At 37.9% G+C, this 13,179-nt stretch carries 17 protein-coding genes and 1 tRNA gene; 15 read left to right on the forward strand and 3 right to left on the reverse strand.

Going from position 1 to position 13,179, the window contains the following annotated elements:
• Positions 1-23: 23 nt before the first annotated feature.
• The 12 genes from F928_RS06370 (at position 24) to F928_RS06425 (ending at position 9,408) form a co-directional block, all read left to right on the forward strand.
• On the forward strand, positions 24-476 hold the full coding sequence (locus F928_RS06370) for an acyl-CoA thioesterase (protein WP_005073148.1): 453 nt from the start codon (positions 24-26) through the stop codon (positions 474-476).
• A gap of 21 nt (positions 477-497) precedes the next feature.
• Positions 498-1,046 (forward strand): GNAT family N-acetyltransferase, encoded by a 549-nt coding sequence (locus tag F928_RS06375; protein ID WP_005073151.1) that lies wholly within the window; start codon positions 498-500, stop codon positions 1,044-1,046.
• A 183-nt stretch (positions 1,047-1,229) separates the two neighbouring features.
• Complete coding sequence (gene lepA / locus F928_RS06380; RefSeq protein ID WP_002118606.1) at positions 1,230-3,047, forward strand: translation elongation factor 4; 1,818 nt, start codon at positions 1,230-1,232, stop codon at positions 3,045-3,047.
• A 75-nt stretch (positions 3,048-3,122) separates the two neighbouring features.
• Positions 3,123-3,950 carry a signal peptidase I gene (gene lepB, locus F928_RS06385; protein WP_005067825.1) on the forward strand — a complete coding sequence of 276 codons (828 nt, stop codon included), beginning with the start codon at positions 3,123-3,125 and terminating at the stop codon, positions 3,948-3,950.
• Between the two features lie 24 nt (positions 3,951-3,974).
• On the forward strand, positions 3,975-4,349 hold the full coding sequence (locus tag F928_RS06390; protein ID WP_005073153.1) for a DUF4845 domain-containing protein: 375 nt from the start codon (positions 3,975-3,977) through the stop codon (positions 4,347-4,349).
• Positions 4,321-5,013 (forward strand): ribonuclease III, encoded by a 693-nt coding sequence (gene rnc / locus F928_RS06395; RefSeq protein WP_005067830.1) that lies wholly within the window; start codon positions 4,321-4,323, stop codon positions 5,011-5,013. The genes F928_RS06390 and rnc overlap by 29 nt, the downstream gene beginning before the upstream one ends.
• An 11-nt stretch (positions 5,014-5,024) precedes the next feature.
• Positions 5,025-6,047 carry a GTPase Era gene (era, locus tag F928_RS06400; RefSeq protein WP_014207367.1) on the forward strand — a complete coding sequence of 341 codons (1,023 nt, stop codon included), beginning with the start codon at positions 5,025-5,027 and terminating at the stop codon, positions 6,045-6,047.
• 17 nt (positions 6,048-6,064) lie between these two features.
• Entirely contained in the window at positions 6,065-6,262 is a 198-nt protein-coding gene (locus F928_RS06405) for an NF038104 family lipoprotein (protein ID WP_005073156.1), read from the forward strand.
• 9 nt (positions 6,263-6,271) lie between these two features.
• Entirely contained in the window at positions 6,272-6,985 is a 714-nt protein-coding gene (gene recO / locus F928_RS06410; RefSeq protein WP_005073158.1) for a DNA repair protein RecO, read from the forward strand.
• A gap of 13 nt (positions 6,986-6,998) precedes the next feature.
• A complete protein-coding gene (gene pdxJ, locus F928_RS06415) occupies positions 6,999-7,724 on the forward strand; it encodes a pyridoxine 5'-phosphate synthase (protein WP_005073160.1) in 726 nt (241 codons plus the stop codon).
• 6 nt (positions 7,725-7,730) lie between these two features.
• Positions 7,731-8,375 carry a MiaE family protein gene (gene miaE / locus F928_RS06420; RefSeq protein ID WP_005073164.1) on the forward strand — a complete coding sequence of 215 codons (645 nt, stop codon included), beginning with the start codon at positions 7,731-7,733 and terminating at the stop codon, positions 8,373-8,375.
• Positions 8,376-8,649: 274 nt separating this feature from the next.
• Positions 8,650-9,408: an SDR family oxidoreductase gene (locus tag F928_RS06425; protein ID WP_005073166.1), complete on the forward strand. Its 759-nt coding sequence runs from the start codon at positions 8,650-8,652 to the stop codon at positions 9,406-9,408.
• 170 nt (positions 9,409-9,578) lie between these two features.
• Here the strand turns inward: F928_RS06425 and F928_RS06430 are convergent.
• Positions 9,579-9,654: transfer RNA gene (locus F928_RS06430), tRNA-Asn, on the reverse strand.
• A gap of 46 nt (positions 9,655-9,700) precedes the next feature.
• On the opposite strand from F928_RS06430, the gene F928_RS21825 reads away from it, so the two are divergent.
• Together F928_RS21825 and F928_RS06435 are read left to right on the forward strand one after the other, a co-directional pair.
• Entirely contained in the window at positions 9,701-9,847 is a 147-nt protein-coding gene (locus F928_RS21825) for a hypothetical protein (RefSeq protein ID WP_080632659.1), read from the forward strand.
• A 41-nt stretch (positions 9,848-9,888) separates the two neighbouring features.
• Positions 9,889-10,320, forward strand: a complete 432-nt coding sequence (locus F928_RS06435) for a hypothetical protein (RefSeq protein WP_005073169.1) — start codon at positions 9,889-9,891, stop codon at positions 10,318-10,320.
• Between the two features lie 15 nt (positions 10,321-10,335).
• Here F928_RS06435 and F928_RS06440 read toward each other — a convergent pair whose 3' ends face one another.
• Positions 10,336-10,773, reverse strand: a complete 438-nt coding sequence (locus tag F928_RS06440) for a PaaI family thioesterase (RefSeq protein ID WP_002119022.1) — start codon at positions 10,771-10,773, stop codon at positions 10,336-10,338.
• Between the two features lie 246 nt (positions 10,774-11,019).
• Here F928_RS06440 and F928_RS06445 point away from each other — a divergent pair, with 246 nt between their 5' ends.
• Entirely contained in the window at positions 11,020-11,862 is an 843-nt protein-coding gene (locus F928_RS06445; protein ID WP_005073172.1) for a DMT family transporter, read from the forward strand.
• A 52-nt stretch (positions 11,863-11,914) separates the two neighbouring features.
• On the opposite strand, the gene aspC is transcribed toward F928_RS06445, so the two are convergent.
• The gene (aspC, locus tag F928_RS06450; RefSeq protein WP_002118408.1) at positions 11,915-13,150 is read right to left on the reverse strand and encodes a pyridoxal phosphate-dependent aminotransferase; all 1,236 of its coding nucleotides are present in this window, start codon (positions 13,148-13,150) and stop codon (positions 11,915-11,917) included.
• Positions 13,151-13,179 lie beyond the last annotated feature (29 nt).

Raw genomic sequence — 13,179 nt, forward strand, 5'->3', positions numbered from 1 at the left:
TTAATAAATAAGAGTGTTCATTTGTGAGTAGTATTTTTGATTTACATATTCAGGTGCAGCCACATCACATTGATGCGTTAGGGCATGTAAATAACGTAATGTATGTTCAATGGATGCAGGATGTAGCTGCTGCTCATGTTGAAACTTTGGGAGTAGGGGTAACTAAATATCTTGAGTTAAAACACGCCATGGTCGCGGTTGAGCATCATGTGCAATATCGTAAAGCTGCATTTGAAGGCGAACAAATTGTGTTACGTACATGGTTAGATGACATTAATGCACTTTATTCATTCCGCCAGTATGTGTTTTTTCGTCCATCAGATCAGGCCGTATTATTTGTTGGAAATACCAAATGGGCATGTATTGAAATTGCTACTGGACGTCCAAAACGAATGTCGCCAACTTTTACCCATGCATATAAGCCGCTTGATTCAAGTATAAATCCTTATGATTTCACCGTTTCGTATGATAAGTAAGTAAAAAAGAGAGGCTGGAATTTGAAGAATTTATTTTCCATAGAAACCGATCGATTAATCTTAAGTGATCTTACAGAAGCTGATAAAAATTTTGTCTTTGACTTATTTTCAAATTCAAGCGTACTCGAATTTTATGATTTAAAAGCCTTTACTTCATTAGAAGAAGCTGGGGCTTTAATTGAAAAAATGCATAAAAAATGGAATCAACAGCTAGGTTTTAGGCATGCTATTCGTCTTAAAAAAGATGGAACTATGTTGGGAACATGTGGTGTAAATACTATCAAACAGATTGATGATGATTTTGCGGTTGTCATTGGTTATGAACTTCATCCTAATGCATGGGGTAAGGGATATATGCAAGAGGCTCTTGTAGGGCTCATCCAGTATTTGAAACAAAGCAGATTATTCCAAAAACAAATAAAATATGTTTGGGCTGAAATATTTGAACAGAACATTAGATCTCAACAGGTCGTGCAGAAACTTGGATTTGAGTTAATTGGGGATATAGCTAATGAAACTGGCAATAATTTATCTGCAAGCCTAATTAAGTTCGAGTTAAAACTGTTCTGATTTAGAGGCTTTTCAACGAGAAATAGTTTGTTATGTTGAGAAGTTTAAAAAGCTTTTTTAAAAGAAAGAATTTATATCTTTTTCATATCGGCAATCTGTTATAATCTCACGCAATTTATTTAACCGCTTTGGCTGTGTATTAAAACAAGCTACATAGCACTCTATATTTTCTCAAGGTAACCCATGGCGCAAGCTAAAAAATCCGTCGATATCAAAAATATACGAAATTTCTCGATTATTGCCCACATTGACCATGGTAAGTCTACATTGGCTGACCGTTTTATTCAGATGTGTGGTGGTCTACAAGATCGTGAAATGCAAGCTCAAGTCTTAGACTCAATGGAGCTTGAGCGTGAACGTGGGATTACCATTAAAGCCGCTTCTGTCACGCTGTATTACACCCATCCAAATGGTCAGGAATATCAACTAAACTTTATTGATACACCTGGGCACGTTGACTTTTCTTATGAAGTTTCTCGTTCATTAGCTGCATGTGAAGGTGCATTATTGGTTGTAGATGCCGCACAAGGTGTTGAAGCGCAATCAGTTGCAAACTGCTATACAGCAATTGAACAAGGTCTCGAAGTTCTTCCTATTCTAAATAAAATTGATTTACCACAGGCTGAACCTGAGCGCGTAATTCATGAAATTGAAGAAATTATCGGGATTGAAGCGACAGATGCACCAACTTGTTCAGCAAAGACTGGTTTAGGTGTTGAAGGTGTACTCGAGCGTTTGGTTGATGTTATTCCGGCGCCAGAAGGTGATCGTGAAGCACCATTACAAGCATTAATTATCGACTCATGGTTTGATAACTACTTAGGCGTAGTTTCTCTTGTTCGTATTAAACAAGGTCGTATCCGCAAGGGCGACAAAATGTTGGTTAAATCGACAGGACAAACTCATCCGGTCACTTCTGTAGGTGTATTTAATCCTAAGCATACTGAAACAGATATTCTTGAAGCTGGTGAAGTAGGTTTTGTTATTGCTGGTATTAAAGATATTTTTGGTGCACCAGTAGGTGACACAATTACTCTTGCTTCTACACCAGACGTTGCAACTTTACCTGGTTTCAAAAAGGTTAAACCGCAAGTATATGCTGGTCTTTTCCCTATTGATGCGAGTGACTTTGAACCGTTCCGTGAAGCATTACAAAAATTGCAGATTAACGACTCGGCTTTATTCTTTGAACCAGAAAGTTCAGATGCTTTAGGCTTTGGTTTCCGTTGTGGCTTCTTAGGTATGCTGCACATGGAAATTGTACAAGAGCGTTTAGAGCGTGAATACGATCTTGACCTCATTAGTTCTGCACCTACCGTAATTTATGAAGCATTAACCAAGAAAGGCGAAACGATTTACATCGATAGTCCATCAAAAATGCCGGATGGATCGACCGTAGAAGATTTGCGTGAACCAATTGCTGAATGTCATATCCTTGTTCCTCAAGAATATTTAGGGAACGTAATGACGCTCTGTATCGAACGTCGTGGTGTACAAAAAGATATGAAATTCTTGGGTAACCAAGTTTCTATTACATTTGAAATCCCGATGGCTGAAGTCGTTATGGATTTCTTTGACAGATTAAAGTCATGCTCCCGTGGCTTTGCATCTTTAGACTATAATTTTGTACGTTTTGAAAGTTCAGCTTTAGTTAAGGTTGATGTGTTAATTAATAGCGAAAAGGTTGATGCCTTGGCTATGATTTGTCACCGTAATGATGCACGTCATCGTGGTATTGCATTGGTTGAGAAAATGAAAGACTTAATTCCTCGCCAAATGTTCGATGTTGCTATTCAGGCAGCAATCGGTGCACAAATTATTGCCCGTTCTACCGTAAAAGCGATGCGTAAAAACGTATTGGCAAAATGTTATGGTGGTGACGTTTCGCGTAAGAAAAAACTACTTTCTAAACAAAAAGAAGGTAAGAAACGTATGAAACAAGTGGGAAGTGTTGAAATTCCACAAGAAGCGTTCTTGGCTGTATTGAAAGTAGAAAGATAAGAAATGAGGGTGGGGAAAGTGAATAATTTCCTTTCCCCACTGTAATACAAGCAGCGAGGCTGCGAGTGAGGTCATGTGGATTTTGATTTTAATTTAATTCTTGTTCCAGTTACGCTGATTCTATTTGCAGTGTGGTTGTTAGATAAACTTGTATTAAAACAGCGTGCAAATAAAGGACGCGGGAACGAAAATTTTGTCATTACATGGGCCTATGACTTTTGGCCAGTTTTAGCTGTAGTACTTGTGCTTCGTTCATTTCTTTATGAGCCATTTAATATTCCATCGGACTCTATGGTACCAACTTTAGAAACTGGTGATTTTATTCTGGTGAATAAATTTGATTATGGTGTACGTTTGCCTATTGTTAATAAAAAAATTATTGATGTAGGTGAACCGAAGCGTGGTGATGTAATTGTATTCCGTTATCCACCTCAACCGACTATTAGTTATATTAAACGTGTAATCGGTTTACCTGGTGATCATATTGTTTATGACCATGGGCAATTAATTATTAACGGGCAAAAAGTACCGAAAGTATTAACACAGTTCAGTCGTGAAAAAGATGTGATGGATACGCCAACGTCTATTTATCATAAAGAGACGATTGGTGAGCATACCTTTACGATGCGTGAGCTTGAAGGCGTAAATGTGGCGCGCCAAGCACCGTTTATCAACTATGTTGAAAATGGTAAATATGCGAACCAAGACGGTTTATATTGGGAAGTGACTGTACCAAAAGGACATTACTTTGCAATGGGGGATAACCGCGATCAAAGTGCAGACAGTCGTTTCTGGGGGTTCGTTCCTGAAGAAAACTTAACAGGACGAGCATTCTACGTGTGGATGCATAAAGAACCGGGTTTACACCTTCCTAACTTTAGCCGAAATGGAAAAATAGATTAAAAACAACCATTAGGAAAAAAAGAAATGCGTAAGGCACAACAGGGTACTTCGTATTTAGCAATTTTATTTGGGGTGGTTATATTTGCAGTTGCAGTAAAAGCTGTACTTGCAGTTTGGCCAGCATATTGGGATGATCGGCTGATTAATAATCAGATAGAAGAGCTTTTACAAGAAAGCTCTTCTGAGATCACACCACAAAAGTTTGTAACACAAATGGATCAGCGACTCGAAATGAACAATATTCGTGATCTCCCCTTTAAAGAGATCGCTCAAGTGTTTAATCAGTCAGGTCTAACGGTCAAAAAGAAATATGAAGTAAGAAAACCTTTCTTATTTAATATTGATTTAGTTTTAACATTTGAGAAGAGTTTTGATAAAACATCAGTTCAAACTAAGTGATCCTCGCTTACTGAGTCGAATCGGATATCAATTTAAGCAGCTTGAATTGTTACAGTTAGCTTTGACTCATCGTTCGGTGAGTCACAAATACAATTACGAGCGCTTAGAGTTTCTCGGTGATTCATTATTAGGCATGATAATCGCTAATTATCTATATCATGCCTATCCAAATGAAAATGAAGGCCGCCTCACGCGTATGCGAGCGACTTTAGTTCGTCAGGAAGCTTTAGGTAAGATTGCAACAGATTTGCAACTTAGTCGGTGTTTAATATTAAGTACAGGCGAGTTGAAGTCTGGTGGTCATCATCGTGAGTCAATATTAGCAGATACGGTAGAAGCGATTATTGGTGCAATCTATCTTGATAGTGGTGATCTCAACTTACTTAAAGATATTGTGCTAAAATGGTACATACCCTATTTAGACCATATAGAACCTACGGATCAACTCAAAGATCCGAAATCACGTTTACAAGAGTATCTACAAGCACGTAAAAAACCTCTCCCTGTTTACGAGGTTGTAGATATTCAGGGTGATGCACCTCATCAGCACTTTAAAGTGGAATGTGTGGTAGATGGTTTACCGAAGATTTATGGTGAGGGTTCAAGTCGTCGTTTTGCCGAGCAGGCAGCAGCGGCGGAAATTTTAAAGTTATTGGAGCAATAACCTGCATGTCGATGCATTCTGATCAAATCAATCCAGATTCAAATGAAAACCAAGATCCTAATAATCTGATTGATCAATTTTTTAGTTCCAAAGGCGTAACAATCCCTTCGGATTTTAAGAGCGGATTTGTGGCGATTGTGGGACGTCCAAATGTGGGTAAATCTACCCTCATGAACCATTTATTGGGTCAAAAACTTTCTATTACCTCGCGTAAACCTCAAACAACACGTCATAAAATTATTGGTATTGATTCGCGCGAAAAGATGCAGGCGGTATATGTAGATACCCCAGGTATGCATAAAAAAGAAGTGCGTGCTATTAATAAAATGATGAACCGTGCTGCTCATTCTGCATTACGTGACGTTAACTTAGTTTTATTCGTTATCGATGCTTATAAGTGGACTCAAAACGACGATTTAGTGCTTGAAAAACTCAAGAACGCTGAAATGCCGGTTATTTTGGTCATTAATAAGGCGGACACTTTTGAAGATAAAAGAGAGATTCTTCCTCTGATTCAAGAACGTGCCAAACTTATGAATTTTGCTGAGATTGTTCCTGTTTCTGCTTTGCGTGGTGCAAACTTAGAACACTTGAGTGAAACGATTGAGAAATACCTTCCTTACCAACCACCATTGTATTCATTTGATCAGATTACTGACCGCTCTGAACGCTTCTTGGCAAGTGAAATTATTCGCGAAAAAATCATGCGTCAGTTGGGTGAAGAGCTTCCTTATGATTTAACAGTACAAATTGAATCTTTCAAAACAGAAGAAGCAACTGTTAATGAAAAAACTGGTCGTTTAAAGCCGGCTTGTACCTATATCGATGCAACGATTTTTGTAGATCGCGCTGGTCAAAAAGCCATTGTGATTGGTGAAAAAGGTACTAAGCTTAAAACGATTGGTATGGATGCTCGTAAAGACATGGAAAAAATGTTTGAGCAAAAAATTATGCTCACACTTTGGGTGAAAGTGAAGGGTGGCTGGTCTGATGATGAGCGTGCTCTCAAAAGCTTAGGATACAGTGATATCTAAAGGATAAGGATGCTGGTATGAAAACAATTACATCATTAATCGCTATAGTTGGATGTACATTGATGTTACAAGGTTGTGTATATAAGCTTGTAACCGTACCAGTAGGTATCGCCTATAAAACTACTAAAGGTGTAGTTAAAGGTACAGCAGCTGTTGTAGGTGCTGTTATTCCTGATGGTGATGATGATAAAAAAGAAAAAGAATCTGAGGAATAGATTCTTTTTATGATGCGCAATGAAGTCCTCCATGGATATATGATTCATCACCGTAAGTACCGTGAAAAAAGTCATATTGTGCATCTTTTTACTCAGGAATATGGGCGAGTCGATGGTATTTTAAGGCAGACTCCGCCCCCTCAATATCAGCCTATTCTACTGCAAGCCACAGGTAAAAGTGAACTCAAAAATTTTACTAAGCTGGAAATATTAAATCAGCCTGTTTTCTTTTTTGGTGATGCTTTTTTTGCCGGATTTTATTTAAATGAAATTGTTCTTAGACTTTGCCCATTAGAAGAGGCAATGCCACAAACTTTTGAGCAATATCAATTAACTTTGCTTCAATTACAGCAATTATCTTCCCACGAAAATCCTGATCTTTTTCTGAGACAGATTTTGCGCCAGTTCGAACATGTTTTGCTTCCTGAGCTGGGTTACGCGATTGATTTCTCAATTGATACTCAACAACAGCCAATACAGGCTCACCAGTTTTATCAATTTCAGGTGACTGAAGGTTTTGCGCCCGTTGTTCAGGCAAGCCGTTCTTCATTGTCAGGTAAAGCAATTTTATCTATGTTGGATTATGAGCAAGGCCAGGATTTTTCTCACGAACAATTGCAATTATTAGGTAAACTATACCGTCAAATGATTACATCGCTTTTAGGAGATCGTCCCCTAAAAAGTCGACAATTGTGGATTCAAAATACTCAAACTCAATCGTAATTAGGATTTATTTATGGCTGCATTGCTTGGTGTAAACATAGACCATGTTGCTACTTTAAGACAGGCGCGCGGTACTACTTATCCAGACCCTGTAGAAGCTGCTCTTATTTGTGAACAAGCTGGTGCAGAGGGGATTACTTTGCATTTGCGTGAAGACCGTCGCCATATTCAAGATGATGATGTACGTCGCATGCGTCCATTATTAAAAACGCGTATGAACCTAGAGTTAGCTGTTACTGATGAAATGGTCGAGTTTGCGAAAGAAATTCAGCCGCAGCACGTGTGTTTTGTTCCAGAAAGACGCCAAGAAGTAACAACTGAAGGCGGTTTGGATGTAGTGGGTAACTTTGAAAAAGTTAAAGCTGCAACTCAAACTTTAGCAGCTATTGGTTGCGACGTATCATTATTTATTGATGCTGATTTAGCCCAAATTGATGCAGCAGTTGTGTGTGGCGCACCTACGATTGAATTGCATACAGGTGCATATGCAGATGCGGAAACAGAGCAAGATCAACAAGCCGAGTTAGAGCGTATTATCAAAGGTGTTGAATATGCAGCTTCAAAAGGTTTGGTTGTAAATGCAGGTCATGGCCTTAACCTTAAAAATATTGCGCCAATTGCGGCTATTCCACAAATTCATGAATTAAACATTGGTCATTCAATTATTGCTGAAAGTGTTTTTGTAGGTCTGGTTCAAGCTGTTAAAGATATGAAAACAGCGATTCAGGCAGCAGGATAGTTGGTTATGTCGAGTATCAATTACGATGAATTAATGCAACCTGTGGTGGCCTTTTTAGGTTGTCAAACACCAAAAGCATGGTTGGATGAAGCAATCAATAATTTAGATGTCTTGATGCAAGATCATGCTAATTGTGAAAAGAAAGCTGCTAGTACAGCAATGAACTTAATGTTCCGCTATAGCTTCTTTCCTGACTTACAAATAAAACTTGCTCAACTTGTACGAGAAGAAATGCTTCACTATGAACAAGTGCTTGAGCTTATGGCTAAGCGTGGTCAAGAGTGGACTGGTTTAAGTGCCGGACGTTATGCAGGTGGATTACGTAAAGAGATTCGTACGTATGAACCTGAAGCTTTAATTGATGTGCTGGTGATTGGTGCATTTGTAGAGGCTCGTTCATGTGAGCGTTTTTATGCACTTGCTCCGCGTGTAGATGATGAGTTAGGTCGTTATTATCGATACTTGCTTAAGTCAGAGTCTCGTCATTTTGAAGACTATCTCGCACTTGCGCTTGATGTGGCGAAAACTGCAAAAATGAAAGATCCTAAAGAGGATATTCAACAGCGAATAAATCATATCCGTGAAGTTGAAAAGAATCTGATTTTAACACCAGATGATACTTTCCGTTTTCATAGTGGTATTCCTGCTTAGTCTTGGATATCTCAAATAAAAAAGTTTACCTTTCACGGTAAACTTTTTTTATTAGGTGAGTATTATCTCTTTGGCAGTAAGCATGTTCTGCTTTTAGTTTTTTAATGCATATAATTATTTAATAAATATATTTTTTATAGATTTTAATTTCTCTTAAAATTTTTAAAAAAACTTTTATTTTTTTAGGCTAATAATAAATATTGTGTAAATATAAAGGCTGATATGTTTATCATGAGTTCAACTGAAATAGTTGATCATTTCTAAGGATATAAGAATGTTAGCATTAGTTACAGGTGCATCGGCAGGTTTTGGTTATAGCATTTCAAAAAAGCTGATTGAGTTAGGATATTACGTTATTGGTTGCGGAAGACGAGCAGAAAAACTAGAAGAACTAAAACAAGAACTTGGTGAGAAATTCTACCCATTAGTATTTGACATGACGGATACCGTAGAAAATATAAATAAAGTATTGGTTGATTTACCAGCCGAATTTCAAATCGGTCAAATTGATTTATTGGTGAATAATGCTGGATTGGCATTAGGATTGGAACCCGCAGATAAAGCAGAATTAGATGATTGGTACACGATGATTGATACCAATGTTAAGGGGCTTGTTACGATTACCCGATTAATTTTGCCAAGTATGGTAAAGAAAAAATCAGGTTTGATTATTAATATGGGTTCTATTGCAGGTACATACCCATACCCAGGGGGTAATGTGTATGGGGCAACCAAAGCATTTGTGGAGCAATTTAGTCTAAATCTTCGTGCTGATTTGGCTGGTACAGGTGTGCGCGTAACTAACATTGAACCAGGATTGTGTGGAGGTACTGAATTTTCTCTTGTGCGTTTTAAAGGTGATGAGAATAAAGTAAACAGTCTATATGATAAAAAGAATCCACTTTTGCCTGAAGATATTGCAAATACGGTAGCTTGGATTGCTTCACAACCGCCACACATTAATATTAATCGTATTGAAATGATGCCGACCACTCAATCTTTTAATCCTTTAAAAGTGGTTGAAGTGGAATAATAATTTGAGAAGAAAATATATTCTTTCGAGTTAGGTTAGTGCGTTAAACCTAACAAAGACTCTAATAAAAAATTAAATCCTCTAGCTGCTGATAGAGGATTTTTTTTATAGTTATTGATAAATTTATGGCAAAAAAAAGCCCGCTTTAATGCTGCGGGCTTTTTAGTATTTGGCTCTCCCACCTGGGCTCGAACCAGGGACCTGCGGATTAACAGTCCGTCGCTCTACCGACTGAGCTATGGGAGAATCTGCATGCGATTATAAGGAGATTTTGAGAAGGGTCAAGTCTAAATTGTCATGTTTACTTCATTTTTGTGTCGTATGCTTTTTATTTGATCAGTTGAGTGAGGAGTTAAGAAATTACTTGCACTTTAAAAAATCAATTGCTAGATTCAAAAAAGAACAAGCGTTTGGAGAAATCCAAACAGTGTGGATTTAAACCAACTTGCCAGCACTAAAATGGCTAAATCGGAGATAAGTATGAAAACGCTTACGATCGCTTCTATTTTTTCTAATTTTGATTTCTATCAACACAATTATCTCAATATCTTAAATCAATCACAATCTTATTACACACTTGTAGAAGGTGCATGGATTAATGCTTATCCTTTCAAAAAGCAGGATTTATATTTAGGCGATTTATTGCAGCTTTGGTTTAGCGCTAAATGGAATGTGCATAATTCACTTAAGATTTTTAAAAGCTCGAAACTACTAAACTCTTCTGAATCTTTATATATTTTTCAATTAGAAGGGGAGTTATTGTTGGGTAAAAATAAAGTTTTAGCTTGGTCTGAAGAGCATCAAGAAATTATAGAACTCCAACTTAAAAATATTTGGGCGCCGTATGTGATTGCACAAACTTGTGAACGTCCAGATAATTCAGATGACTTAATAAAAAAGGCAGCGATTTAAGGCTGCCTTTAATGATTATGGACGAATAATCATGCAGGTTGCTGTTGCATAGGCATACAGTTTACCTTCCTCATCAATAATCTTTCCTTCAGAAATACCTAAATTTTTACTTAAATTAATAACTTTGCCTGTTGCAATTAAAGCCTGATTTTGGGGAATAGGGCGGCACATTTTTACGTTAAGGTCGATTGTGCCGTAACCTACACCCGCAGGTAACATCGTATGTACTGCACAGCCAGTCACTGAATCTAGGACGGTGGCAGCAAAACCACCATGTACGCCACCGAGTGGATTTAAATGGTTATGATCTGCTTGGGCTTTAAAGGTAACAGATCCTTCTGAAATTTCAGTAGGTTGCATAGGTATTGTTTTACTAATGCTGGCAGGTGGAATATGGCCTTCAATCATTGCTTGTAAAAATTCAAGGCCAGTCATTTCCATCGGATTTTTCATTTTTTGGGTCCTTTAATTCTTTAAGTTCTAAAATGGAACTTGATATTAGCCTATTATTAAGTCATCGATAAGTCAATTCTATAGTTAAAGATTGAACTGATAAGTTGAATTTTAAAATTTTGTTCATTTAATATAAAATTTCTTTATTATAAAAATTGAATTAAATGAGTTGCATAATGAATTAGATAGATAAGAAAGACTTCTTTTACACTATAAGAAATAAGAAATAACAGGAGCATAAGAACAATGCTTTTTAAAATTGCACTCATAATGGCGGCTTTTGCAGCAAATTCTGTATTGTGTCGTTTGGCTTTGGTTGGCCGACATATTGACCCAATGACTTTTAGTCTAATACGAGTGGGAAGTGGTGCGGTTGTTTTATTAGGACTGTTTTTATATTCAAAATCGTCTCAAACCAAAGTCCAATGGAGTTTAAAAAACGCATTTTTTCTAGCGGTTTATATTTTGGCATTTTCATATGCTTATCTTCAGATCGACGCTGGTATTGGTGCTCTGTTATTGTTTGGGGTTGTACAGCTGACTATGGTGCTTTATGGCTATTGGCAGGGTGAACAGATTGGCATATACCGTGGTATAGGCTTATGTATTGCTTTGGCTGGAATCATTGTTTTGTTATTACCCGATACTCATGCGCCTGATTGGGGATATGCTCTAATTATGGTGATATCTGGGTTGGCATGGGCAGGATACAGCATTGCTGGTCGTAATATGACACAACCGATTGGTAGTACGTTGGCAAATTTTACGCTAGCTGTGCCAATGGTTTTGTTGGCGAATGTATTACTTGCCCAAGATCGCTACATTGACATGCAAGGATGGGTCTTAGCGATTTTGTCGGGCGGTGTCACTTCAAGCGGGGCTTATGTACTCTGGTATGCAATTTTGAAGCATATTGATCGAGTGACAGCGAGTACAGTACAGCTAAGTGTGCCATGTTTGGCGATTATAGGTGGAAGCCTATTTGTAAATGAGACTGTGACAGGGCGAGTGATTTTATCGAGTTTTATGGTTTTATTTGGAATTTTATTAGTCATTTATATAAGACCTCAAAAAGCCAAAAATGCATAAGTGAATTAAAAAAGGGTTCTCTCAAGAGAACCCTTTTTATGCAAAATGCAGATTATTTCGCAGCTTTTTCAGCTTCAATTGAAGCAATAGCAGCGTCTACACCTTCAATTGAGTCAGCAGCTTTTTTGATACGTGCTAACGCATCAACGAGTACTTCGTCAGCTGTTGCATATGAAATACGCATAAAACCGCCTAAACCAAATGCATCACCAGGAACAACTGCTACGCCAGTTTCTTCTAGTAACCATTCAGAGAACTCTGTGCAAGATTTTAAGCCTTTTGCACGAATAAGAGGACGAATGTTTGCATAGGCATAGAAAGCGCCATCAGCAGGTAAGCAAGAGATACCTTTAATATCATTTAAGCCATTTACAACTAAGTCATGACGGCGTTTAAACGCTTCAATCATAGGTTGTAAAACGTCTTGTGGACCATTCAATGCAGCTTCAGCAGCAACTTGCGAAATAGAAGTTGGGTTAGAAGTTGACTGTGATTGGATCTTTTTCATTGCACCAATGATTTTCGCTGGACCGGCTGCATAGCCAATACGCCAACCTGTCATTGCATATGCCTTAGAAACACCGTTTAAAACAATCGTGCGGTCATATAAATCAGGTGCAACAGTTGCGATGTTGTAGAACTCATCTTCCCAACGAATCGGTTCATACATATCGTCAGATGCAACAAATACTTGTGGATGACGACGTAAAACTTCAGCTAAAGCTTCTAATTCAGCTTTGCTATAAATCATGCCTGTTGGGTTAGATGGGCTGTTTAATACAACTAAACGAGTGTTAGGTGTAATAGCAGCTTCTAATTGTTCAGGAGTGATTTTGAAGCGTTGGTCTTCGCCACATTTCACAATGACTGGAGTACCTTCAGCAATAATGACCATATCTGGATAGCTTACCCAGAAAGGTGCTGGAATAATAACTTCATCGCCTTTGTTTAATAGAGCAAGTGCCAAGTTAAAGAAGCTTTGTTTACCACCACAAGAAACCAAGATCTGGTTCGCTTGATAATCAAGATTATTATCACGCTTGAACTTAGCAATAATTGCTTTTTTTAACCCAGGAGTACCATCTACAGCCGTATATTTGGTGAAACCATTATTAATCGCTTCAATTGCAGCATCTTTGATGTGTTGAGGGGTATCAAAATCTGGCTCGCCAGCACCTAAACCAATCACGTTCTTGCCAGCAGCTTTAAGTTCAGCAGCTTTGTTTGTTACAGCAAGTGTAGGGGACGGTTTGATAGCATTGACACGATCAGAAAGACGTACGTCCACGGCAATATTCCTCTTATGGGATTAAAAAA

The organism is Acinetobacter pittii ATCC 19004 = CIP 70.29 (assembly GCF_000369045.1).
In the GTDB taxonomy this organism is placed as follows: domain Bacteria; phylum Pseudomonadota; class Gammaproteobacteria; order Pseudomonadales; family Moraxellaceae; genus Acinetobacter; species Acinetobacter pittii.